This window comes from Paenibacillus sp. JMULE4 (assembly GCF_013337105.1).
GTDB lineage: Bacteria > Bacillota > Bacilli > Paenibacillales > NBRC-103111 > Paenibacillus_G > Paenibacillus_G naphthalenovorans.
Genome location: NZ_SGWF01000019.1, coordinates 62,142 through 86,895, shown reverse-complemented (window position 1 = coordinate 86,895; position 24,754 = coordinate 62,142). Strand labels below are relative to the sequence as shown.

General features: G+C 50.3%; 25 protein-coding genes, 1 pseudogene and 1 riboswitch. Of the genes and pseudogenes, 1 reads left to right on the top strand and 25 read right to left on the bottom strand.

The features are described from left to right. Positions 1-42: 42 nt before the first annotated feature. The 3 genes from EXW96_RS21940 to EXW96_RS21930 all read right to left on the bottom strand — a co-directional run bounded on the left by EXW96_RS21940 (position 43) and on the right by EXW96_RS21930 (position 2,942). Positions 43-1,317, bottom strand: coding sequence for a TRAP transporter large permease (locus tag EXW96_RS21940; RefSeq protein ID WP_062410603.1), 1,275 nt, complete (start codon positions 1,315-1,317; stop codon positions 43-45). Positions 1,318-1,324: 7 nt separating this feature from the next. Beyond that, a complete protein-coding gene (locus EXW96_RS21935) occupies positions 1,325-1,813 on the bottom strand; it encodes a TRAP transporter small permease (RefSeq protein ID WP_160327406.1) in 489 nt (162 codons plus the stop codon). Positions 1,814-1,883: 70 nt separating this feature from the next. Continuing rightward, entirely contained in the window at positions 1,884-2,942 is a 1,059-nt protein-coding gene (locus tag EXW96_RS21930; protein ID WP_137670745.1) for a TRAP transporter substrate-binding protein, read from the bottom strand. A gap of 594 nt (positions 2,943-3,536) precedes the next feature. Here EXW96_RS21930 and EXW96_RS21925 point away from each other — a divergent pair. Beyond that, positions 3,537-4,230: pseudogene (locus tag EXW96_RS21925) on the top strand (NAD(P)H-dependent oxidoreductase). Positions 4,231-4,341: 111 nt separating this feature from the next. On the opposite strand, the gene EXW96_RS21920 reads toward EXW96_RS21925, so the two are convergent. The 22 genes from EXW96_RS21920 to EXW96_RS21825 all read right to left on the bottom strand — a co-directional run bounded on the left by EXW96_RS21920 (position 4,342) and on the right by EXW96_RS21825 (position 24,300). Next, positions 4,342-5,787, bottom strand: a complete 1,446-nt coding sequence (locus tag EXW96_RS21920; protein ID WP_174351408.1) for a hypothetical protein — start codon at positions 5,785-5,787, stop codon at positions 4,342-4,344. A gap of 28 nt (positions 5,788-5,815) precedes the next feature. Further along, complete coding sequence (locus EXW96_RS27000) at positions 5,816-6,088, bottom strand: AGE family epimerase/isomerase (RefSeq protein WP_217437465.1); 273 nt, start codon at positions 6,086-6,088, stop codon at positions 5,816-5,818. Between the two features lie 25 nt (positions 6,089-6,113). Then, positions 6,114-7,064, bottom strand: coding sequence for an AGE family epimerase/isomerase (locus EXW96_RS21915; RefSeq protein WP_217437464.1), 951 nt, complete (start codon positions 7,062-7,064; stop codon positions 6,114-6,116). Between the two features lie 37 nt (positions 7,065-7,101). Then, positions 7,102-7,929 (bottom strand): carbohydrate ABC transporter permease, encoded by an 828-nt coding sequence (locus EXW96_RS21910; protein ID WP_062410599.1) that lies wholly within the window; start codon positions 7,927-7,929, stop codon positions 7,102-7,104. After that, the gene (locus tag EXW96_RS21905) at positions 7,926-8,849 is read right to left on the bottom strand and encodes a carbohydrate ABC transporter permease (RefSeq protein WP_137670742.1); all 924 of its coding nucleotides are present in this window, start codon (positions 8,847-8,849) and stop codon (positions 7,926-7,928) included. Before EXW96_RS21905 ends, EXW96_RS21910 begins: the two co-directional genes overlap by 4 nt. 43 nt (positions 8,850-8,892) lie before the next feature. After that, on the bottom strand, positions 8,893-9,648 hold the full coding sequence (locus EXW96_RS21900; RefSeq protein ID WP_062410597.1) for a glucosamine-6-phosphate deaminase: 756 nt from the start codon (positions 9,646-9,648) through the stop codon (positions 8,893-8,895). Between the two features lie 3 nt (positions 9,649-9,651). Next, a complete protein-coding gene (locus EXW96_RS27820; protein WP_254611503.1) occupies positions 9,652-10,266 on the bottom strand; it encodes a LacI family DNA-binding transcriptional regulator in 615 nt (204 codons plus the stop codon). Beyond that, positions 10,263-10,673: a LacI family DNA-binding transcriptional regulator gene (locus EXW96_RS27815; RefSeq protein ID WP_254611502.1), complete on the bottom strand. Its 411-nt coding sequence runs from the start codon at positions 10,671-10,673 to the stop codon at positions 10,263-10,265. The genes EXW96_RS27820 and EXW96_RS27815 overlap by 4 nt, the downstream gene beginning before the upstream one ends. After that, positions 10,670-11,536 (bottom strand): sugar phosphate isomerase/epimerase family protein, encoded by an 867-nt coding sequence (locus EXW96_RS21890; RefSeq protein WP_062410595.1) that lies wholly within the window; start codon positions 11,534-11,536, stop codon positions 10,670-10,672. Before EXW96_RS21890 ends, EXW96_RS27815 begins: the two co-directional genes overlap by 4 nt. A gap of 29 nt (positions 11,537-11,565) precedes the next feature. Next, on the bottom strand, positions 11,566-12,756 hold the full coding sequence (locus EXW96_RS21885; protein ID WP_174351407.1) for a DegT/DnrJ/EryC1/StrS family aminotransferase: 1,191 nt from the start codon (positions 12,754-12,756) through the stop codon (positions 11,566-11,568). Between the two features lie 20 nt (positions 12,757-12,776). Then, positions 12,777-13,808 carry a Gfo/Idh/MocA family protein gene (locus tag EXW96_RS21880; protein ID WP_174351406.1) on the bottom strand — a complete coding sequence of 344 codons (1,032 nt, stop codon included), beginning with the start codon at positions 13,806-13,808 and terminating at the stop codon, positions 12,777-12,779. Between the two features lie 113 nt (positions 13,809-13,921). Further along, complete coding sequence (locus EXW96_RS21875; RefSeq protein ID WP_217437472.1) at positions 13,922-14,998, bottom strand: extracellular solute-binding protein; 1,077 nt, start codon at positions 14,996-14,998, stop codon at positions 13,922-13,924. Next, positions 14,929-15,255: a hypothetical protein gene (locus tag EXW96_RS21870; protein WP_174351405.1), complete on the bottom strand. Its 327-nt coding sequence runs from the start codon at positions 15,253-15,255 to the stop codon at positions 14,929-14,931. Before EXW96_RS21870 ends, EXW96_RS21875 begins: the two co-directional genes overlap by 70 nt. Positions 15,256-15,810: 555 nt before the next feature. Beyond that, positions 15,811-17,046, bottom strand: coding sequence for an N-acetylglucosamine-6-phosphate deacetylase (locus tag EXW96_RS21865; protein ID WP_174351404.1), 1,236 nt, complete (start codon positions 17,044-17,046; stop codon positions 15,811-15,813). Between the two features lie 115 nt (positions 17,047-17,161). Continuing rightward, entirely contained in the window at positions 17,162-17,488 is a 327-nt protein-coding gene (locus EXW96_RS21860; RefSeq protein ID WP_137670740.1) for a hypothetical protein, read from the bottom strand. Then, the gene (locus EXW96_RS21855; protein ID WP_062410591.1) at positions 17,485-17,667 is read right to left on the bottom strand and encodes a hypothetical protein; all 183 of its coding nucleotides are present in this window, start codon (positions 17,665-17,667) and stop codon (positions 17,485-17,487) included. Before EXW96_RS21855 ends, EXW96_RS21860 begins: the two co-directional genes overlap by 4 nt. A 197-nt stretch (positions 17,668-17,864) precedes the next feature. Continuing rightward, a riboswitch (cyclic di-AMP (ydaO/yuaA leader) is annotated at positions 17,865-17,994 on the bottom strand. Between the two features lie 83 nt (positions 17,995-18,077). Continuing rightward, positions 18,078-18,299: a hypothetical protein gene (locus EXW96_RS21850; RefSeq protein ID WP_174351403.1), complete on the bottom strand. Its 222-nt coding sequence runs from the start codon at positions 18,297-18,299 to the stop codon at positions 18,078-18,080. Positions 18,300-18,536: 237 nt separating this feature from the next. Further along, positions 18,537-19,586 (bottom strand): glycoside hydrolase family 130 protein, encoded by a 1,050-nt coding sequence (locus tag EXW96_RS21845; protein WP_062410589.1) that lies wholly within the window; start codon positions 19,584-19,586, stop codon positions 18,537-18,539. 63 nt (positions 19,587-19,649) lie between these two features. Then, the gene (locus EXW96_RS21840; RefSeq protein WP_054817307.1) at positions 19,650-21,071 is read right to left on the bottom strand and encodes a phosphomannomutase/phosphoglucomutase; all 1,422 of its coding nucleotides are present in this window, start codon (positions 21,069-21,071) and stop codon (positions 19,650-19,652) included. Further along, positions 21,052-22,128, bottom strand: coding sequence for a glycoside hydrolase family protein (locus EXW96_RS21835; RefSeq protein ID WP_174351402.1), 1,077 nt, complete (start codon positions 22,126-22,128; stop codon positions 21,052-21,054). Before EXW96_RS21835 ends, EXW96_RS21840 begins: the two co-directional genes overlap by 20 nt. After that, positions 22,109-23,263, bottom strand: coding sequence for a glycosyltransferase family 4 protein (locus tag EXW96_RS21830; protein ID WP_174351401.1), 1,155 nt, complete (start codon positions 23,261-23,263; stop codon positions 22,109-22,111). The genes EXW96_RS21835 and EXW96_RS21830 overlap by 20 nt, the downstream gene beginning before the upstream one ends. Beyond that, positions 23,260-24,300, bottom strand: coding sequence for a nucleotidyltransferase family protein (locus EXW96_RS21825; protein ID WP_054817305.1), 1,041 nt, complete (start codon positions 24,298-24,300; stop codon positions 23,260-23,262). The genes EXW96_RS21830 and EXW96_RS21825 overlap by 4 nt, the downstream gene beginning before the upstream one ends. Positions 24,301-24,754 lie beyond the last annotated feature (454 nt).

The window sequence follows — 24,754 nt, the reverse complement described above, 5'->3', positions numbered from 1 at the left end:
TCTGTTCATAAACTCCTTTCATTGTCGATGATCTTGGATGAGTTATTTGAACCAAAGGCTTAATCCCGGCATAAAGGTGATCATCCCGAGGATGATGACTGCCGCTGCAAAAAAACAAGCGACGTAAGGCATCATCTCCACCAGCGAGCTGTTGTTTGTTTTTGCCGCCACGAACAAGTTAGCCGCCATAGGAGGGGTAATCAGTCCAAGCTCGATGTTGGTCACCAGCATGATACCGAAGTGGATCGGATCCATACCGAACTGCATAGCCGCCGGATAAAGAAGCGGGGCCATCAGCAGCACGGCAGCGTTCGTTTCCATGAACATGCCGACCAAAAACAAAATCAAATTGACTATGATCAAAAACATGATCTTGTTGTCCGTGATGTTCTGAATCGCACCCGTAAGCATCTGAGGAACCTGCTCCAGAATCATGAAATTGTTAAACACAGACGTAAAGGCAATGATGCATAAGATGGAGATGGACGTCAGTGCCGCTTTATAAAACACTCCGGACAGCTCGCGCATTTTCATCGTTTTGCCCGCCAGCGCCAACACCAGGCCGTACACACAAGCCACCGCAGCCGCTTCTGTCGGCGTAAAGATCCCTCCGTATATTCCGCCGAGCACGATCACGGGCATCAGCAGTACGGGAATCGACTGGACAAAGGCGATCCTCTTGCTCTGCTTGAAGACCGGAGTTTCTCCGCTCCCCTGCTCCCCTTCCGGATGGTTCAGCACCCTCTTAAGAAGCAGAAAATGCACGATGGAAAAGGCAAAGACCATCAGGATGCCCGGAAGCAGTGTCGCAAGGAACAAATCGGAAATCGAAGCGCCCACGGCCGCACCGTACACGATCAAAGGAATAGAAGGCGGAATCAAAACGCCAAGCAGCCCGCAGGATCCCATCAGAGCCGCTACATAGCCACGTTTGTATCCTTTATCGACCATCCGATTGCCGATGATGCTGCTGATGGCAGCCACGGTAGCTACCGAAGAACCCGTGATCGCGCCAATAAACGCACTGGCCAGAATCGTCACATATCCGAGCATGCCCTTCAGCCAGAACAGGAACATTTCGGCAATCTCTATCAGCCGGCCGATCAGCTTGCCTTGATTCATGATTTGTCCGGTCAAGATAAAGAACGGTATGGACAGAAGAAGAAAGGAGTTGATCGTCTGGTACGGCAGCGATGCAAAGGTATCGAGTGGCAGCCCGTTCATCTTCGCTCCGAGAAAAGCCGATAATGCAAAGGCTGCACCGATCGGTACGGCAAGAATCAATAAAATGAAGACACTAACGATAACCAGGGTCATGAAGTAGTCACCTCATTTCTGCTGTAGGACGCATCTCACGGATCATCAAAAGCAATTGGATCACCCCATGGAAGATGGCAAGGCCTGCACCGATCACCAGTGCACCAATCGGCAGCATAATCGGAATCCCCAGCTCGATGGTTTTCTCACCGGACTCGGCGATATAGGTAAAGAACGGATACACAATCGAAATGAGCGCAACACTGAAGGTCAGCATGAGAATCTCGGATAAAAAATGAATCACCTTGCGTAGTCTCGGACTTCGCAGCAAATCGGTCACTTCGATCGTTATATGGTCTTTCGTATAAACGGCCAATCCGAATCCGATAAAGGTCAATACACAAATACTGAGTAAACCGATGTCGACCGTTCCCAACAAAGGCCAGCCGAAGGCTCGAAAGCATACCTGCAGAAAGATTGAAATCAGCATGACGACAAAGGCAATGATGACGACCGCTTTTTCGATCCGTGCCATTGTATTTTCAATACGCTCCAACACAGTTAACCACCGCCGTATCATAAAATGTATCTGCATCCGGGCACATAGATTCGCTGACCCGGATGTTTTATTTCAATGCTGCAATTTCTTCTCTCAGCTTCGATATCCGATCAGCGCCATAGACGTCGGCAAATTTATCCCATAAGGAACGGCCGATTTCTTTAAAAGCCGCGATTTCCTCCGGCGACAAATCGACGACCTCGATGTTTTCATTCTTCATTTTTTGTACGTAGGAATCGATCAGCTTGCGGTTCTCCGTAATTTGCCACTGCTGCGTTTCCTTAGCGGCTTCTTCAAATGCCTTCTGCTGTTCCGGTGTCAGGCTGTCCCACATTTTTTGGCTGATGCTGATCGTACCGGACGCATAAACATGATTCAGACGGGTGACGTATTTGTTCGTCTCGTGAAGCTTATTGTCATACGTAATAATTAGGCCGTTATCCTGCCCGTCAACAACGCCTTGCTGCAGTGAGGTGTACAACTCCGGCATAGGAATGGATACGGCTTGGGATTCGACCGCTTCGAAGAATCCTTTGATCGCGCGGGAACCCGGAACTCTCAGCTTAAGTCCCTTCATTTCCGCAGGTGTTTTGACTGTATGCTTCGAGTTCGTCAATCCTCTAAACTCCAGCTCGTAAAAGCCCAGAGCATGAATATTGTGTTTTTTCAGCGTTTCTTTAATCGTCGCCGGGATAATGCCGCTGCCATAGAAGAGCTGATCCGCCTGTTCGTTGTTCTCCGCAATGTAAGGCAAGTAGCTGAAGTCAAGCAGCGGATCCATCCCTGCCAGCGATCCTTGATTCAAAAAGGCCATATCCAGGGTACCACGGGACAGATTCTGCCCAAGTGCTTCATCCCCCCCGATTTGGCTTGCCGGGAAAATGCTGATTTTCACGGCGCCGTTTGTTTTTTGGCCCACCAATTCGGCAAATTTTTGGGAGGCTTGATCCGTGACGCTGTTGGCGGCAAAAACATGACCGAGACGCAAATTTACCGGCTTGGCCTCTCCCGAAGGCGCGGTGGAACCGTTGGAAGAAGAAGACGAAGAAGAGCAGCCTGCAGCGAGCAGCGAAACGGCCGCAGTCAAAGCCATGCACATCATGAATGGTTTGGATTTTTTTAACATATTCCTAACTCCCCTCAGTATTTGTAAACCTTATTGGCTTCCTCTGACTGAACTTGAAGTCTCAAATCTTCAGGCCTCGTTTGTAAACCAAAACTGGTAAGCAAGCACCTCCCATTTTGATGAAACAATCATCAGTAAACGGTTTCAGAAAACGATTTCTGAAATGGTTAAAAAATATACTCAGCCATAAATTATAGATGTCATTTTGTAACCGCTATCAGAAAATGATTTCTGAAATACATATTAGCAAGTTAATTTTTCTTTTGTCAATACTATTTTTCACAGCTAAAAAAATCCGTTGGACAAAATGAATCCTCCGCAACCTTTTAATTAACCCCCGGTGGATTTTATAAACATGGTTGTTCTTGCGGCGCCGTCATATGTGGATAACTTGAACTGTGGATATGTTGACACTGCTGCAGGAATACATGCGTCATATAAGCAAAATGATTGTTGATGATGTGGATAAGATTGTGGATAATATGCCGCTCTCCCCTCGAAACCGCACCGGCAGCTTCGGGCGATTACTTAAAATAAGTGATATGTGGTATGATGAAGAGATCATGGAAAAATACGGGAAAGGGAGTATGACCCTTGAACCAGACAGCGATCAAAAAACAGGAAATACTGGACGCCTTCTATTTCAGACATGCTACCTACCAAACAGTTCGACCCGACGAAAAAAATTTCCGACGAGGATTTCCGGTTTATTCTCGAAACGGTTTATTCTCGAAACCCGAAGATTGTCTCCAAGCTCCGTCGGCTTTGAGCCCTGGAAGTTCCTGATCGTCCAGAACGATGGATTGAGAGAAAAGCTGAAAAAGGTATCCTGGGGAGCACAAGGACAGCTTCCGACAGCCAGTCATTTTGTGATTATTCTGGCCCGGAGAAACGTAAGATACGATTCCGACTATGTGCTCAACCTGTACAAAAATGTAAAACAGATGCCCCCGGAAGTATTGGAACGCATCCCTACCGTATATCGAAAATTCCAGGAATCCGATCTACATTTGCTGGACAATGAGCGTACCTTGTTCGATTGGGCCTGCAAGCAAACGGATATCGCCCTTGGCAATATGATGACCGCTGCGGCTCTGATCGGAATTGATTCCTCCCCATCGAAGGATTCGATTTTGACGAGGTACACAAGATTCTTGACGAGGAGGGACTGTTGGAAAACGGGAATCTGGACATTTCGGTCATGGTAGCCTTCGGATACCGGGCCCAAGACCCGCATCGTCCAAAAACGAGACAAAACCTGGAGGATATTGTGCAGTGGATTGAATAAGCATCGCGACAAGCGAAGCGCCTTCCGATCGTACATGACGATGCCGGAAGGCGCTTGTTTGGGTCTGGCTATGCGGGCCCGGTCAGCGTGAGCGTCTCGTCCAAAGCCCTCCTAAGCGGTAACCAAGGTTCGGATTCCGCTGCGTATGATTTCCTCCGCTTCCGGAGCAAGCGGAGCGGGCAGGCCAAAATAATAAATATAATCGACCGCTTCATAACCCCCCTCGGCCAGCTGGCCGGCTGTAGGGATATACCCGATCATGCCGTTGGAGTAGCACACGGGGAGCACCCTGCCTCCGAAGCCGATCTTGACGAAGCGGCCGTAGTCTCCAGCCATTTCCGCATTGGTCGCAAGCAGCGCGAACCCCTCAGCCAATTCGAGATACGAAAGCTCCAACTCGACGGTGCGCTGCCGGTAGTGATGATTGGAAAGCAGCAGTCTGCTCCACTGCTCCAGAATATCTTCGTCCGGCGCGAGCTGCTTGATGGGATTCGCATGGGCATCAGGACGATCTGCTCCAACCGCGTCCCCGGCTTTTTCGCCGGCTCTTCCCCCGCCAAGCTCCAGTTCCTTCTGTGACGGTTCCAGGCGGGCCCACTTCCTGAGCTCATCCGGAGAAGGTGGTTCTTGCAAGGGGAGCTGAACGCGCACCGTTCGTGAATGCAGCATCCGCGGCGCAAGCGGCTTCATCGGCCTTGTCAAAACGGCCAACACCTCGCTAGCCAGTGCCTGCCCGATGCTGCGCACATCCTCATCGCCGCCGCGATAAAATTCGCCGTCCCGTACAAGGGCCGGCCGAACGTCGGCGCAGCAGCCCTGCACATACGCCGAGACCGCTCCACAACCGAGCTGCTCTTCAATCAGCCCCATGGCCAGCCCCGGAAATTCGGACGATACCGTATTGTCACCCGATGTGGTAGGATGACAGGCATAATGAACCAGAAGGGCCTTGGTTTTGCCGTTGGATAACGCATAACGAATAACGGTCACTTCAGGATCTGCAGGCCCTTCCGGGTTCGGCGCCATCCGTATACTCCCGTCTACCCTTTTCCGGCGGTAAATGCCAAGACGGCAGCTCCCGATTCCCCGCTCCGCCGTCACAGGCTCGAAAGCCCGTGCCGCTTGTTCTGCGCCGTCCAAGATACGTTCTTCCAAAAAAGCGATATATTCTGGGTCCGGGCGGCCAAGCGAAGGCGTGAACAAGCCGCTGGTTTGCGGACCTGAATGATTATGCGTGGCATGCAGCACAATCTGCGCTTCACTCAGTCCAAAGCGTTCATTCAGCTTGTTCCTCAGGCTGTCTACGCGTTCCGCCCCCCACCACAGCAAATCGGCTGATATCACCAGCGCGCTTCCAGTCCCGCCTTGTTGAAAAAACAAGATTCTTGCATACAAAGGACGTTCGACGCGTTCAAAATCTCCTTGTCTATGCGCAAAGCCCGCAAGCGGCAGCGGGCTTTGCGGGGTGATGTCGACCTTGGAGCAGCCAAGCTGAAGATCATAAGATGGCGCCAACCCGTCCGGTTTCTCGGAGAAAACCGCGTTATGGTTTGTCATGGTCTCTTCCCCCTCAACTGCAAACCCTTTATTCCGAAGCAAGCAGCTCAATGATCAACAATACGTTTCGCAAAATATGATAGGGATCTTTGACCGGAAGGGCCACGGTCTTCTGTACCGGCTGACCGCTCCGATCCCGGATTTGAATCCATTCGCCGACCGCTTGATCCGGATGGGGGAACGTACGAAACACATAATCGTGCATCTGCTCATACTTCGCATATAGATCGATTCTGCCCGTCAGTCGATAGCCGAGAAGCAAAGCATACAGCGCCTCGGAGTGGGGCCACCATATTTTCATGTCCCACGTGTCGCTTACCAATGCCTCATAGCGCCCGCCGCTTCTGCGGCCGCGTACCTCCCCCTCCCTCGCGGTCGACGTAACGAAACAGTCCTCCGTGTTGCGGATCCCAGCCCAAATCGAACACCCGTTCGACCACTGCAGCCGCTTGCTCCACCCGCTGCCTGCTGCCGGCCTTCACCGCTTCCGTCATCACAAACCACATGCACTCCAGCGAATGTCCCGGCGTCACATGCCTGCTGAGCAGCGTATCCGCTTCGTTCCGATCGGCCGGAAGCATTTCACGGATGATGCCGCCGTCGAGATCATAAAACCGGTCCATGATCGTATCCATGAAGGAAATCGCCTCGTTCCGCACGGCCTGTACCTCCGGATGCGAGAACGCATCTAGCGCATCGGCAAGCTCCTGGGAGACATTGAGCAGAATCATCGGAACGGAATGGGCTTCATACCCTTCGGGCACCGGGTACGGCTCGCTTCGCAAATCCCCCTCCGCTACCCGCTCCATGATCCGCCGGTACAAACGCAAGCTGTCCTGAAGCGCCGCCGAATCTCCGGCCGCTTGGGCAAATTTGGCGAAGCCGAGTACGACAAAGCAATCCGCATAAAAGCTGATATCGTACCCCAACCCCGGAATCGCTTCCTTTTTCCCGCCGTCTGCCGTCAGCACATAAGCACAGTTCCCATTATCCAGGAATACATGATCGCGCAGAAAATCCATCGTTTTGCGGGCGTTCCGCAAGCAAAAGTCCGCATCTCCCGAGAGGAGATTTTTTTGGATCATGGACGCCGTATGGGCAAGAATCCAAATCATCCGCCCCTGGGACCACGTATACTTGTCGGTACTGACAAGCTCCGTACCTTCATTATTGAAGCAAGTGTAAATTCCGCCGCGCTCAAGGTCGATAGCCCGAAACCAAAAGGGCAATAGAACCTTCTCCGCATGCTCCCGGTAAAACGACAATAAATGATTCATGGCCCACCCCGATCAACCCTGGAATATGCTGCAGTATTTACTTGCTGCCTGTCATACTGATGCTTTGAATAATGTGACGACGGAGGAAGATAAACACAATCAATATCGGAATCACCGAAATCACCGATCCGGCGGACATTACCGTCATATCGATCGAGAAGGACGACTGGAACATCGCCAGACCCAGCTCCATCGTAAACAAAGACTTGTCGCCGACGACAAGAAGCGGCCAAACAAAAGCGTTCCACGCCTCGATAAACGCGAAAATCCCCAAGGCGCTCATCGGCGCCACCAGCAGTGGGACGACCAATTGAAAAAAGATGCGCCACTCCGACGCTCCGTCCACCCGGGCCGACTCCAGAATTTCATCCGGAATTTGCTGAATGACGTTCTGACGCATAAAGAAGATACCGAAGCTCATGACCAAATACGGCAGGACCAATCCGCTGAATTTATTCAGCAAATCCAGACTTTGCATCTGCAAGTAAAGCGGAATCATGTAGATTTCAAAAGGGACGATCGCTGTTGCAAGCAATAATGAAAAAATAAAAGCCAGACCATAATACCGGAATTTGGCGAAAATGTACCCGGCAATCACAGAGGTGAACACAATGGCAAGCGCCGAGAATACCGCCATTCTAAGGCTGTTAAAAAAGTAAAGGTGAAAGGGCGCCGTTTCAAACACCGCAACAAAGTTGTCGAAATTAAACTGCTGCGGAATAAATGACGGAGGATAGATATTCAGCTCCGGAGGCGTTTTAAACGCCGTCGATACCATCCACAGGAAAGGGATGACCATCAGGATCGCTCCCAGAGTCAATAGGAGCATCCGCAAGGCCGTCATGATCTGATTTCTCCGTTTCATCGGTTCAACCCCTTTCCAGACGTGGTATTATCCTTAGCCAACCAAAGCTGTACCATCGTCAGCGCAAGCACGATCAGGAAAAGCACAACGGCTTCGGCCGAGGCGTACCCCATCTTGTAATAACGGAATCCGTTTTCGATCATGTCATACACAAGCACACGCACAACATATCCCGGGGAACCCTGAATGTCGGAAGCCAGAATATAGATTTGGCTGAACACATTGTAGCCGTGAATCAGCGTGATGATCGACACGAATACCGTGATCGGTTTGAGCAGCGGAAGAGTAATGTACCGCAATGCTTTGGCTCCCGTCGCCCCGTCAATGGCAGCGGCTTCGTAAAATTCCTTCGATATCCCCGTCATACCCACAAGAAAAATGATCATATTATATCCCACCGTTTTCCATACGGTCAGCATAATCACCGATACGATCGCGAGTACCGGGTCAAACAGCCAAGCCTTCGGCGCCACCCCAAAAAAGGATAAAAAATAGTTGAACAAACCGTGCTGCGAATCAAGGATCCACTTCCAGGTTACGGCCACCGGTACCATCGGCGTAATGACAGGCAGAAAATAAAGCGCCTCGTACCATGCTTTAAAGCGGATGCCTTTATGAAGCATAGAGGCGATGATTAGCGCGGTAGGCACGCTAAAGATGAGAATGCCAAAGGCAATGATCGACGTATTTTGGATAGCAATAATAAAAGGTTCACTTTGAAACAGCGTGATAAAGTTCTCCAAACCAACAAAAGGCTTTTTGACCGATATCAGGTCCCATTCAAACAAGCTGATGTACATCGTTTTGGCGATCGGTATGAATCTAAGATACGTATACAGGGCGATGATCGGCGCCAATGCCAGAATACAAAACCAGTGACCCGGCTTCAGCCGAAACCTTTTTTTCACAGATGCTTCCATTTCCCTAGCCCCTCCTTCCCTTTCCGTTCACCATCGATTCGGCCTACAATAACGAAGCGCTGTCTTCGTCCAAATAAATGCGGCAGGATTCGGCCCTGCGCAGCACCGAAGCGGGACACTGCACATCGATTGGACCATACAACGTCTCATGCACGGCCCTGCTCTTCCTGTCGCCCGGCACGGTACAAAAGATAGCGGACGCCGATAAAATCGTCGGAATGGTTAACGTAATGGCTTGAACAGGAACATGGTCCAATGCGTCAAAGCATCCATCGTTTACCTGCTGCTGCCTGCTGGATTCATCCAGCTGGACGGCTTTCACTTTCAAGGGGTCCTGAAAATCCGCTACATGGGGATCATTGAATGCGATATGGCCATTCTCTCCGATTCCAATGCAGGCAATATCGATGGAATGGGAAGCCAGCAATTCCGAATATCTTTTACATTCTTCCTGCGGATCGTTCAAGCCGTTAATGGCATGAAATTGCTTGGGATGGCGATGATTGAACAGCCTCTCCCTGAGATATAAGGAGAAGCTTTGCGGCGCATCGGCTGGTAACCCGACGTATTCATCCAGATGGAAGCAGATGACCCGGTCCCAGAAGATGCCCTCCTCGTCTCGAAGCGCATCAAGAAATTCATTTTGGGACGGAGCCGAAGCAAACACCATGGAAATGACCTCTTTTTGCCCAAGAAGTTCTTTCATTTTGCCCGCAACATCGAGCGCTACAGCCTTACCCATCGCTTCGCGCGTCGTATGACGCAATACTGTCAGTTGATGAATTGTTGTGGACTCCATAGATCAACCTTCCGTTTCTTTAAGATGATGTAACCGTCTGACCGATGATCGAACGATGAGCTTTTGCTCGAACATGATATGCTGAAACCCTGAAACGCGCCGCCCGAAAATACGGTCGAACAGCGTCCAGGCCAATGCTTTCCCCGCTTCATAAGTCGGAATCGACACGGTTGTCAGCGGAAACGTAGTCAGTTCGATGTCGTCAAACCCGACGACGGAGACATCCTCCGGCACCTGGAGTCCGGCCTCCAGCAGCGCTTTAACGGCACCGATGGCAATCACGTCATCAAAGCAGATGATCGCGGAAGGCCGATCCGTCATTTCGGCGATCCGATGGCCTATGTCCATTCCGTCCGTTATTCCGTTCGCATCATGAAACACAAACCTTTCATCCACCTCAATGCCCTGCCCCTTCATCGTATCCACAAATGCGGCATAGCGCATTTTGGCCGCTTTGGAGGTTTTGGGGCCGCGTACAAAACCAATGCGGGTATGCCCCATGGACAACAGGTGCTCCGTCACTTGGCGTCCGCCGTCATAATCGTCGAATTCATACGTATCGCAGGACAAGCCGGGAATTTTGCCGAGCAGCACAAACGGGACGTTCGTTTTTTTCAATTCAAAAAATGGTCGAATGTGACTTCCTCCAGGAGCGGAGCAATGATCAAACCGTCTACCCTTTTGCGGACCATGGCCTGAATGTGATCAATCTCGGCTTGATGATCCTCGCCGCTGCTGCATAGAAATACGGTGTACCCATGCTCACCGGCAATTTCCTGTACCCCTTTGGTAATGTGGTTGTAAAAAGGGTTTGTGATATCCTTGATGATCAATCCAATGGAACCGGTCGATCTTGAAGATAAGCCTCTGGCGATTTCGTTAGGCACATACCCGAGCTGTTCCGCTGCCTTCAGCACCTTCTGGCGGGTCTTCTCGGAAAAACCGCTTTTTTGGTTCAACACTCCGGAAATCGTGCTTTTCGCGAGGCCCGTAGCTTTGGCAATATCGGCGATCGTCACGTTCATAGCTGCACCTCCCCTTGTGAGAGCGCCCTGCGCAAGCCTGACAGTGTCAACCGGGTTCCTTCCGCAGCCGTCCCGCCCTCGGGAATGTAATGCGTCTCAATGGTGTACAGCCCCCGGTAACCATCTCTCTCCAAAGCGGAAATGTGAGCCGCAAACGGAACACGGCCGTCTCCGATCGGCACGCAGCGCGGCGTTCCGTCGGGCTCTACCCGGGCGTCTTTCAAGTGTACATGACCCAGCACATCTCTAATCTGTTCATATCCGTCAGGGAATGCAGGCTTTCCCCCATAGGCCTCATTCCCAGGATCCCAAAGCACTTTGACGGCTTCGGATGCCACGCCGCGGACGAAACGCCCTACTTCCTCCGCGTATCCTCCGTTGCAGGAAGGCTCGTTTTCCAATAGCAAGGTGACATCCTCCCGCTCCGCGATCGCTGCCGCCGCCTTGAGATGCGCGACGATGTCGGCTTCATACTTCATCGGATCCTGTTCCCGCCAGAACGAAAAAATGCGGATTCTTCTCGTCCCGAGTTGTTTGGCAATTTGAATTGCCCTGTGCAATTTATGGTAATGCGCTTCGACCGCTTCCTCCGGCTGACCAAACGTGTCTCCGGCTGAAACCGGACGCGCCGGGTCTAAAGCGCATTTAAATACAGGTGAGGCTATGGCGGAGACAAACAATCCCCGCTTCTCTACTTCCCGGCGCAGGTTTGCCAACTCCTCGTCGGATAAATTCATGACATTCCTTCTGTTAACCATGCGAATTTCCACATGCTTTAGCTGATGCTCCACAATCCAATCCAGAGCTTCCTCCACATGCGGGGATACTTCGTCGGTTAACACGCCCACACGATCCCATATCATTGGGTAGGGTACTCTCCTTCCTGCAGGAACTAAACCGATTGCACGACCTTGCGAATGGCTTGAGCAATATCGTGCATGTCTTGTTCGTCCCCTAATAAAACATTTTGCGGAAGCCACAGGGCTTCTTTTTCACATGCGCGTTCGGCTACCGGACAAGAATCCCTGCGGGCTTGCCCTGTCCTCTTGCGAATCTCTTCCGAAATCGCGCGGTTTTGGTTTAAAGCCACATAGCCTTCATGAACGGGAATGCCTTCCGCGTTCAGCATACGGCATACGTCGCTTTTATTCAGCTTGTCGGCCAGATCCTTATGCAATTTGAAAATATACAGATGATAAGCGTGCCGGGTAACCTGCGGGTCCGTTGCCAACGGACTTACGCCATCCACATCCTGAAGCAGTTCATTCAGGAGGCGGGCATTCTTCTCACGGACGGCCATTTGCTGTTCCAGTCTGCTGAGCTGACCGATAAGCAGGGCCGCCTGAAATTCGGTCATGCGTAAATTCCAACCGATCACTTCATGCTGGTACCAAGCACCGTCACGGATGCGGCCCGCGTTGACCAGCGACCAGGCTTGATCCGCCAAGGCTTCGTTGTTGGTCAGAATCATGCCGCCTTCGCCGGAATTGATATTTTTGGACGACTGGAAGCTGAATGTGCCCAAATCGCCGATAGCGCCTACACCCGTTCCGTTCCAGCGGGCCCCTGCCGCTTGCGCCGAGTCCTCGATGATGCGCAAGCCGTGCTTCTCGGCAATCGCCTTCATCCTGGTCATGTTCGCCGGCGCTCCCCCGATATGCACCGGTACAATCGCCTTTGTCCTCGGGGTAATCAGCGCCTCCACTTGATCCGGATCGATCAAAAGCGTTTGTTCCTCCACATCGGCGAATACCGGAATCGCTCCGAACAGGAGCGGAGCCGCTGCGGTAGCAAAGAACGTGTAAGGAGGTACAATGACCTCGTCACCGGCTCTTACTCCGGCCGCTTGAAGGGCTATAGCGATGGCCACCGTCCCATTCACGACCGTCACCGCATACTTCGCATCATGAAGCTCGGCAAACAGCCTCTCCGCTTCGGGAAGCTTGCTGCGGGTTGCTCCACCCCACTTTCCCGAATGCAGAACCTCAAGCAGCAGCTTTTCTTCCAACTGGTCATAAATCGGCCATTCCGGGAATGGCTTCGTTCTCACCGGACTTCCCCCATCTATTGCCAATTTTACCACATCCGTCTCCTCCTTGGCGTCTACACCTTGACTTCTTTACCCGACCTTGCCGATTCGTATATGGCCAGAATCAGATCAACCGACTTTCTGGCCTCCTCGCCGTTCACGTGAGGCTCACGATTGCCGCGGATCGCCTGAATCATATCGTCCACGTAAAAGTAGTGACCGGCAATGGAAATCTGCTGCGGATTGCTGCTTGAGGCCAGGCCGAGCGTATCTTCCAACACCGGGGCCGGTTCGTCATGCCCCATGAACGTCCATTGCTTGATGCCTTCATCACCGAATTCGATCGTCCCTTGATCTCCGTGAATCTCAAACCGGGTCTCCTGACCCGGATAGACGGAGGTCGCGGCCTGAATGATGCCGAACGCTCCGCTCTTATATTTCAATGCCGCAACGGCCGTATCTTCCACTTCAATCTCCCTAGCCAGCGTGGCCGTGTAAGCGAATACCGACTCGACCTCACCCATGATATACTGAATCAAATCTACGCCGTGAACCCCCTGATTCATAAGAGCCCCGCCGCCGTCGAGCCTCCAGGTTCCGCGCCAGCCGCCGCTCTTGTAATACTCCGGACTGCGGTAGTACTTGAGATAAGCATTGCCGAGAACGGGCCTGCCGATTTTGCCGTCCTGCAGCGCCTGACGGGCATGTAGCATGGCCGGCATCAAGCGTCTTTGAAATACGCATCCGAGCTTCACTCCCGCTTTGCGGCAAGCATCGATCATCGCGGTCATCCGGTCGCCGTTGATATCCAGAGGCTTTTCACAAAGCACGTGCTTTCCCGCTTGGGCGGCGGCTATCGTCACATCGCTGTGAGAACCGCTCGGCGTGCAAACACAGACCACATCAATGTCCTCCATCTTCAGCATTTCCCGATAATCCTTAAACAAGCGAGCGTCCGTAAGTCCTTCCGTCAACCGTCCTGCCTTCTCGGTGCTGTTGTCGGCGACCGCCGCCAACTCTGCATCCGGATGCTGACGGATGGATTCTGCGTGATACTTTGCAATCACACCGGCACCCACGATAGCGAATCTGATTTTGTCCGGCATACTCCCACCCCAACTGGCAAACCGGGCCCGACCGTGACCATCGGACCCGGCTGCGGTTTAGTTAGTACTGCTAAAATTGTAGGTTGTTAATGATTTCGATCATAAACTTCCTTTTATTCCGCCAATCGGCCTGCTTTTTTCAAAATATCGTTCGTTTCCTTTGCCGCATCATTCAGGAAAGCTTTCATTTTATCCGGATTATCAACAAAGGATGGATCCGTAAACCCTTTGGTTGCCAGACGGTCGGCGAATTTCGTCAGAATTTCATCGAATTCGGGCAGCGGCGGATACATTTGCAGGTCCTGCTTCACAAAGAACGCTTTATACTGCGGATATTCCTTATACACGTCATTGAGATCCAGATCATTGCGGGCCGGCAGCCAGCCGCTCATCGTGATGATTTGCTTGTGATTCTCCGGCTTGGTCAGGAAACGGATGAAATCCCATGCCGCCTCGGCTTTCGCTTTATCCGTACTGGAGACATAATAGTTGATCAGACTGATGACGTTGGCTTTGAGCGGAGCGGCATCATAATTTAGATCGGGAGCTTTTTTCTTCGTGTCCATAATGACATTGGATTCACGAATATAGAATGCAGCCAGGTTCGTCTGGAACGCTTCCGTGTCGTGCTTGAGCTTCGGATCGTCCGTTTTGAACTTGTGCACCATGTCCACATACAGCTTCAACGTTTGGTAACCCTCTTCGGTGTTATAATTCGCCGTATATTTTCCCGGTGACACTTCCTTGACGATACTGCCGCCGCGCTGGGCCAGAAGGTTCCAGAATTTCTCCCCGACGCCGCTGCCGCCGCCGCTTAACCGCAAGCTCATTCCCGCCCGCTCCAGATTGCCGGAAGCATCGCGTTTGGCCAGTTTTTGGGCATATTCCAGCAGATTATCGACGTTAGGCGGCTCTGTCAGCCCGGCCTCCTTCAGCATGTCTTTGTTGTAATAAATCGCTCCGGCCCCCATGAAAGAAGGCACACCGTATGGTTTACCGTTCACGCTGGTCGTATCGACGATCAACTTCTCGTGAATCCCGGAATTCACGTACTTCACGAGATCCTCGGGGGTGGTTTGAATCAAGCCTCCCTCAATGTAGCGGAGCGCCAGGTTTGGATTTAAGGGGAGGATATCCGCTGCGCTTTTGGACGGAAGCGCCGCAGCCACCTTCTTTTCGTAATCGCGCAGCGGGAAAGAAGAGACCTCAATGGATACGTTCGGCTTTGTTTTTTGTATTCCTCAGCCATTTTTTTGAAATACGGATCAAGCTCCGGCCATCCTGTCCAGATGGAAAGACTCACCGCTTGATCTGCCGGCTGGCCCCCACCGCCCTGTGCATTTCCGCCTGCGGGGGCCGGTTCGCCGCCGCCCGAACAGCCAGACAACATTGCCGATAATACCAACACACCTGCAAGACCGCTTGAGACTGCTTTTTTAGATGCCATTTTGCAATCACTCCCCTAAGTTATTTACGTTTCGCCATCGAACATGTCATGCCAAAACCGAAAACCAGCAGAAGTTTACCTCACGCTTTCTAACTTGCGACTACTTACACTTCCTGACGTGGGTGCAGCGGATGATCACTTCCCCCTTCTGATAGTGAATACTATTGATTCGGCTCATTTTTTGAACCGGTTCAAATAAGGACTAAAAAAATAATACGCTGCTCTCAAGCAATTTATGTTATTTATATTAACATCAAAAAACGGAATTAATCAATATAAATTTGATTAACATAAAATTAATAACATATATATAACATAATTTGTCGTGTTAATGTTGTGACCTTTGCGTTTCTAGTGGGATATTAGACGATTGCCATAAAACCAATCACCTTCTACAATTATGCAAGCGCTTGCAAATGGATTTAAATTTGTTAAATGGCTTGCAACTGCAACCATTTAACATCATTTTCGACCATTTTGGGACGAAATTTTTGAACCGTTTCAAATCAAATTATAGCGCTTTCATTTTTTATCGTCAATGGTAGATTTCTTTATTCACAAATTTTCCTGCGCAGCTGAATATACCGTTTGTCCACGTTTTGTAACGGCAAGCATATCGATCCTGCCGTCCTCTGGATTCAGAGTAAAGGTCAACAAATCCGCCATTCCATTCGGCCGCACCTGTCCAAGCAGCGGCTCTCCGATTAAGCGGGCAGGCATGATCGTAGCCAACCTTATGGCTTCATGGAGACTCGCTGAAGTAAGCCGCATATAGGTTTGCACACAGTCTGCAAGGGATACGGCCGCTCCGGCCAAGAGCAGCGGATCGGCAACCATCTGCAGCCGCCCGGAAGGAAGCAGCTCCACTTCCCCGCCAACGTGCGTCTTGTAAATGCCCGGCTTCATATGGGCCAAATGCACCGCATCGCTGACAAGAACTATTTGATTATTCTTTGCCCGCGCCATCACCTTCATGACAGAAGGATGCAGATGATGTCCGTCGGAAATGATGCCCGGAGTCAAACGGTCGTCGGAAAGCTGTGACCAAATATAGTTCGGATGCCGGGGAAGCTGTGCATGCGCTCCGTTCCCCAGATGAGTGGACATTCTCGCACCGGCATCGGCAGCCGCAATAATTTCATCGTGAGACGCGGCCGTATGGCCTATGCATACGAGGATGCCTTCTTGAACAAGCCTGCGAATCATCTCGACAGCTCCCGTGCGTTCCGGCGCCAATGTCACCATACGGATGCGCCCGCCCGAGGCTTCCTGCCAAGCGGTAAACTCTTCCCAGTCGGGATCCTTAATATGTTCGCGGGGGTGAGCGCCTCGCGGACCGTCCTGATCAGACAAGTAAGGTCCTTCCAAATGGACGCCCAGCACGCAGCTGTCTACGATCGGATCCCGGCTGCAGGCCAGACGAATCGCCGTTAAACTGGAATGAATCTGTTCGAATCCGGCCGTAATAATCGTCGGACAAAAAGAAGTCGTACCCGTTCGCAGCACTTCCCGTGTCATTTGCCGAATCGCTTCCACACGTTCCTCCAGGTCCGCATCAGCCCTATTCAGATCATAGCCAGCAAAACCGTTAATTTGCAGATCGATCAAACCGGGACAAATCCAGACTTCCCTTTCGTTATCGGCACGCTTTTGTTTCTCTGCGGGCGTGACGGAAAAGATGCGTTCGCCGACAATGCTGACGCATACATATTCCCCCGTTGAAACCAGGCTGCCATATATTTCACGCGGGTTTGTTTCGATCGTAAACACCTCTTTCTTTATTGTATTCACTTCATCCATCCAATACATATTTGTACCGGTTCAAAATTGATTATGACCTGCTGACATAGAGAGTGTCAATGGAGTTAATAAAAATATCCCCCTGGAAATGGGGGATCTTGGTTCATTATAAGATCAATTTCATGGCATTCCACAGCGCATCGCACAGCTCGCGACCCTTCACTTCAAGGCTTGAAGTCTTGATCAGCCATTCTTCGTAAATCTTATCAATGCGAATATAGCTGTCATATTGATGCAAATACGCCAGCATTTGACCAATCGTCAATAACGGGAGCGCTTTCTCTTTATGAAAACCGCCCATGTAGTAGATCATCTCTTCTTGTCCGCTGTAAAAGATATATTCCCCTTCTTCCGGATGCCATTGTTCGCGCAGTTTTTCTTGCTGTTCTTTGGATAGCTGCTGTAAATGAGCGGCAGTAATTCTCTGAATCATGGCATGTTCCTTTCCTCTGTCTTTAGTTTATTGCTTTTACGTTTATCCAAAACCTCTTCTTTGGTAGGTACGGTTAATTCGCTTTTAGGCCGGGTCATCCCATCATCACAATAACAAAATCCCTGTTCATCCTTATATAAAATTTCAACGACTTTCCCATCTCTTGTTTTCATAATCATAGCTTTACAGCATCTCCTTTTAAAGAAGAGTCCTCTCCTGCTCCACTCCTCCTTTAAAATTCGCCGCATCAAAAAACCCGCAATAAGCAGCATGACCGCAGATGCCTTTGACGATCAGCAGCTATATGGCGGGTCTAACAAAACAAAAAGACCCGCAATACGGGTCAATGTAAACCATCATTCGAATAAAAAATGAATTTGACCCATCTAACTGCTGACGAGGTTAGCTGCCGGGCTCGGGAAAGATGGTTCCCTACAATCATGATTCGCCCCAGAAAATTGGTTCCCCCGCTTTCCGATGACTCGGAAATTAAGCGTACTATAATAATACCTAATAGTTAAACATTCGTCAATCAAAGAAACGCTTTTACTACTATTTATGCTAATATATTACAAATATTCCCGCAGGATCACATCTTACCTTTTTTAATCCAAAATACGATTCTGAGCGTGCCAATGAGGGCGACCGATAAAAGCGCAAGCAACAAAACCACCCAAGTACCTAATCTATCGATTTCACTTAATCCACTGGCATTCGCCATCACAAAGACGCCGACCGCAATACAAAGCAAATATAAGCATATATTGGGGATGATCCAGGCTCCTCTTAGTTTCACATTCTTCTTATTCATAACACTCACTCCCCATTATAAAACCGCCGCTTCATTTTAAAACGTATTCAAGATATATAACTATTATAACCACATCATCATAAAGGTAACAGCCCGCTGAAATAAGAGTCATCCTCAAACGACGTGTGACCTGTTCGGACTGGATACGTTTAGAAAGATGCTAAAGAGACTGTCCCAAAAGTTGATGTCTTTCTTGTGAAACAGTCTCCATTCGCTCCTTCATCGCCGGGTTGCCGGTCAAACCTGTTCCAATTGCTCCAGAATTTCACTCATTTCTACCTCAGCATAACACATAGAGGTATCCGCTGCGCCATAATAAATTTTTACCTTGCCGTCTTCATAAAGCGCCCCGCAGCTGAAAACGACATTGCCAAAAAAACCTTCTTTTTCATAGTCCGTTTCCGGCTCCAAAAAAGGCTGCGTACTGCGGGCGATGACGCGCCAGGGCTGTTCCGAATCCAGCAGCACGGCCCCCAGGCAATATCTATTATTGCGATCGGCGCCATGATAAATTTCCAGCCACCCCTGTTCGAGTTTAATAGGAACGCAGCTTCCCCCTATTCGTGCTTCATCCCATAGGCCCGGCCGGCAGCCCATCAAGAAACGATGATTCCCCCAGCAAAGCAGGTCGGGAGATTCCGCCAACCACATGCTTGGTTTGCCAAAGCTGGAGCTGGAAGGCCGATGAAGGGCATAATATTTGCCGTTAATTTTTTGCGGAAAGATGACGATATTTTTGCTGTCCGGTTGGAAAATCACGCCCTCGCGTTGAATATATGCAAAATCTTTCGTGGAAGCCAGGCAAGTTGTAATTCCCAGGTTGGACACGGCCGAATAATTGATAAAATACGTATCGTTGATCTGAGTGATCCGACAATCCTCAATTCCGTAAATCTCATATTGGTTTTCCGGAAATAAAGCGGGACGGTCATCGATCTCAAAATGAACGCCGTCCTTGCTCCTCGCTATTCTCAAATAGGAAAGGGACGTGAGCAATGAGCCTTCCGGTGTAGCGATGCCCCTAGCATCTGAAAAATCATATCCCGGGACTCCCTTTTCCAGTTGATTGATCCCCATTCTGCCGTTGGCGACGTCGTAGTACGGACTCAATCCAACGTTCGGATCGCGGTGTACCGGCCTTTCCGCTACGCGCAGAAGCAGCAGGATCTCATCTCCGTAACGCATGACACCGGCATTAAAAACGCCTATGACTTCATAATCTTTAAGGTATGGACGAATATCTTTGGGCTCAATGATCGGGTTGCCGATATATCGGGATACTTTCATTGCATGTAACCCCCTTCCAAGCAGTCCAAATCCATGTTCCACTCCTTAACCGGGCACTGCCAATTACCAGTTGACTTGCAGGCTTCCGGATGCAGTTTTCAAGGCCTTTTCCAGTTCCGACTTGATTTCATTCAACCCTTCCTCCGTTTCCGCTTCCGCACGCAATACTAAAATCGGCTGCGTGTTGGAGCAGCGGACAAGCCCCCATCCTCCAGGGAACAAAACACGAATTCCGTCCACCTCGATCGTCTCATGACTTCCATGAAAGTAATGCTTCACTTTGTTCAAAATGCGAAGCTTGGCGTCGTCGCTGCACGGAACTCTCGTTTCAGGTGTTGCATAATAACGGGGTACATCCTTAAAACAATCCGAAAGACGCTTATCCGTATGGGTCAATATCCGTAGGAGCCGACCGGCCGCATACAGGGCGTCGTCAAATCCGTAGTATTCGTCACGGAAAAATAGATGACCAGACATTTCGCCGCTGAACGGCGTATTCAGCCTGCGCATCGTAGCTTTGATATGCGAATGCCCGGTGCGGTGATACACCGGCCTGCCGCCGAGTCTCTCGACTTCTTCCACCAGCGCCTTTGAGCATTTCACTTCAATTAAAGCGTCACAGCCGGGATATCGGGGAAGAATTTCGCGCCAGAACAGAACCATTAATTGATCGCCCCATAACACGTTCCCCTGCTCATCCACGACGCCGAGCCTGTCGCCGTCTCCGTCGAAGGCAATACCAATATCAGCCTTCGACGCTCTCACCTTGTCGATCAGATCTTTCAAATTGTTAGGATCCACGGGATCCGGGTGATGGTTCGGGAAATCCGGGTCGGACTTGCAATAAAGCTCAATTACTTCGCAGCCCCAGTTTTTCAACGCTTTCGGAACAAAAGGAGACGGCGTGCCATTGCCGCAGTCCACCACTACTTTTAATTTTCTCGGGCCAAGTTTTATTTTTTCGGCCAGCATGGTCAAGTACGGCTCTTCCACGTCTTCACGCTTCAGCAGACGCATGTTCCATCTGTATTTTTGCGGTATGTCCTCCTCTTCCGAAAGCCGGCGCATCCCTTGCCGCAGCTCTAGAATCGCGTTTCCATAAATGGTCGAATAGTCCATCGCAATCTTAAATCCGTTCTCGTCACCGGGATTATGGCTTGCAGTAATCATTACACCGCAGGGCGTTTTTAGAAATTCAAGCGCATAGTAAAACATCGGTGTCGTGACTTCCCCTATATCCACGACGTGACAGGACGCTTGGTGCAAACCGGAAATTAGCGCACGATGAAATTCCGGAGACGATTTACGGTTGTCACGGCCGACAATCACCTTGTCGGTTCCCGTAGCCCTAACCTTTTCCCCAAACGCTTTGCCAAGCAAGTAGCAGAAAGAAAGATCGATTTCCGCGTAGGCTTTTCCGCGAATATCATATTCCCGAAAAACCTGGGTTGGCAGCAGGTTACGTTTAGCATCGATAAGCCGCATAGTTCTCTGCACCTCTTTTGTTCTCGTTAAGTTTCAGATAAACAGCCTCTGTCAATAAATAAGATAGTGTAGATTCCGCTCCCTGGTTCAGATTCGGACCCTTTTCCCCCAATCCATCGTATCCGCTCCCTTCCAGCGCGTTGCACATCGGAACCCCCGCATCGTTCTCGCCGTAAAACCAGCCCCTGCATTTACCTACGATCTCTGCATAACGGGCTTTTCCTGTCATTTCGTAGGCTTTGGAAGCGGCCAAAGCGAGCTTCATGACATCGATCGGCTGTTGATCCCACAGTGCTCTGTACTCTGGCGTACACCATCCCCTATTCCCTACCGGACGAATATGCCCCTTCTCATTCAGCGATAACCGGATTAGAAAATCCAGGCTTTCTACAGCAACGTCAAGAAGCTCATTGTTTTTCATAGCCTCATACGCGCAAAACAATCCCCAGGGAATAATCCCGTTGCTGTAGGATAATGCCGGTTCGTACCATAACCATTGCGGCCTGGCATGGGTCCGGTAAGCATGAAGCAATTTCGCCGCCAGTGCCGCCAATACAGCATCCAAGTCGCGCGGATAGTTATGGCGAATCAAGAGACTTATCGCCGCCATCGCGTAAGCAGATCCCCGCAGGTATTGCAAATTGGCCACCTGGTTCATCGCCTTTTCAAGGATTTCTTTTGCCGCAAGCGCGCGTTCCCGATCCTTCAGCTTTATAAAAGCGAGCGCACTGGCCCACAAACAGCGTCCCAGGCAATCATCCGAGGGCGTTTCGGCTTCTCTCGTCCGATCAAAAGCGATGTTGTTGTGAAAATGTCCGTTTTCGTTTTGTGTCCAAAGCAAAAAGGAGAGATACGTATCGATGAGCGAATGTAAACCGTCAGCTTCCTTCTCGGGAACATAATCAAGCCACTCCAGGCACGCCCAGAGCGCCCGGGCCTGGTCGTCCGTGCTGTAGCCCTCCTGGCGGCGGGGAATGCGGCCAAGAGCGTGCTCTACGATTCCGGTGTCATCAGTCAGCCGAAACATATGTCGAAAACTAACTGATGACGGATTCACGTTCCCTCACCTCGGCGAACAAGCTTGCGTGCTGCCTTCCGATTACCGGCCAATGCATTGTTTCCCCGATACGCTCCATTCGTTTGTTCCAGCTCTTCAATAAAGGATCGTTGGTCAACAGCGAGACCGTTTTATCGATCCATGCCTGTTCATTTTCATAAGGCAAAAGCAGTTCCGGATAGTCGGAAAGCAAATCCTGCGCATAAGCGTAGGGCGTGGATAATACCGGCCGCCCCAACCCTACGGCGTATGCCAATGTGCCGCTTGTAATCTGTTGCATCCCCGGGTAAGGGGTCACATAGATATCGCATGCTGAAATATGCTTGATCAGTTCGTCCTCGTCCATGTACTTGTCAATCATTGCAACATGCTGCTGCATACCGCTGGTTCGAATTTGTTCCTGCAGCTCGTTCCGATAGGACTCTCCTTCCCGCTTCCTGATTTCCGGATGCGTTTGTCCGGCAATCACATATAAAACATTGGGAATCCTGCGTGCGATTTCCGGCAATGCCTTCAGGATCAGTTCGATGCCTTTGCCACGGCTCAGCAGCCCGAACGTCATGAGCACTTTTCGGTTCTGCCAGCCAAGCTGCTCCCGGACATGCTGCCTTTTTTCCGAACTCGGCTCTGGTGTACCGTGGGGGATAAAGCAAATTTTTTCTTTCGGGATTCCGTACGCTTCTTGCAAATAGGCAATAGCCTTCCGGTTCATCACGATGATCTTTGCGCTTTTTTCCGCGATTTCCCTCTGGATCGAGGCGTAGGGTGGCTCGGGTTTCTTGAAAACCGTATGAAAGGTTGTGATGAGAGGTTTTTTTAGATTTTGGATAAAGGTTAAGATGTGATCTCCCGCTTCACCGCCAAAGATCCCGAATTCATGCTGCAGGGAAACAACGTCGATATCGGAGCCATTTATTTTCCTCGCCATTTTGGCGTAATCTTCAACTTGATTGCGCTGAAGCGGCCACAAAACGGGATCACCGGACCGGTCGGCCGGGTTTTCCGTGAGCACAACGACGGGGTCCTTCCCTTTCCAACCCTTGGCGTTATTGACCGCCTGCCTTAAATGAAACGTATAGGTGGCCAGCCCGCATTTTTGAGGCACGTACGTACTGACATAAGCCACTCGAGTCATGCTTGCAGCACCCCCATTCGATTCATGACCGCTTCATGCAAAATATGCTTCGAGCCCATCTCAAGATCGTAACCGAAAATGCAGTTGCTTAAATGGGTTGCGTCGTTTATTTTGCAGCGGTCCCACATAATGGTTTCGGAACAGCGCACGTTACGGCCGATTACACAATCGTTTCCGATTACGCTGAACGGCCCGATAATGGAGCGTTCCCCGATAACCACGTTATCTCCGATAAGAACCGGCGGAATGAGCAGTACACCGGGGCCAATATCGCAGTTTTTGCCCAGCCAGATTCCTTTTCCGCTTTCTTTGCCGGGGATCGGAAGGTTGTTCACGCGATTTAAGACATCCCAATGAATCCGGCGGTACCTGTCTTTGGTTCCCATATCCATCCAGTATCCCGAAATCACTTTTCCGTAAACACCTGCATTCCTGGTAATCAGCAGAGGGAAGGTTTCACGCTCGATGGAAACTTCCCGATCCGGGGGAATGAAGCTCAGCACCTTTTTTTCCATCACATAAATTCCCGCATTGATCCGACGTGACGGCGCTTCTTCCAAACGGGGCTTTTCGACAAACCGAAGGATGCGTCCGGCCCCGTCCTGCTGCACGACGCCATATTGGGTGGGATCGTCCACCTCCGTCAAGCCGATGGTGACATTTCCCCCGTGCTTCCGGTGAAATTCCAATAAGGGATTAAGGTCGATTTCATGAACGATATCCGCGTTGACCACGATAAACCGATCGTCAAGATAACGCTCTGCATTTTTGATGGCTCCGGCAGTGCCTTTGAGGGAATCTTCCATCGCATATTGGATCGTGATCCCCCATTTCTCTCCATTGCCAAAATGATTCTGTATTTTCTCCGGATGATGCTTGACCGCGATAACGAAATTTTGAATACCCTGTTTTTTCAAATGAACAATCACATGCTCCAGCCACGGACGATTGGCGATTAAAGCCATCGGTTTGGGCAATGTTTCCGTGAGCGGCTTCAACCTGGTTCCGAGACCTCCGGCAAGCAGTAATGCATTCATACGGCAAATACCTCCTATCAAATGAATCAATAACAGGCCCTGTATGTCAAACCCCTGTCTGGCAATGAGAGTCGCACTTCATCATGTTTTCATACCGGTTCACCCCACAAAAAAGAAGACATGATCATAGGTGAAATTCTTTACCGTCATGTTCCCACGATCAATAAAAAGCTTCAAATATGATTGTCTTCTTCATATCATTTTTGTTAGCGGTCTAATGAGACGAGTGCTAATTTGAGTATATTTTTTCTTTTTGCTTTTTTTCAAAGGTACATTTTGCTAATTTAGGGCAACCGGAACAAAAAAATCCCGGATTTTCTTTTTCTTTCTTTTCTTTGCTTAATTTTTCTCTTTTTTTCTGTGCGTCCACGGTAAAAAATACAAGTATTCCTTCAAAATCAAGAGAAATGATAAAAAATCACGAACTGAATTCATTTTTATAAGCTTTCATACG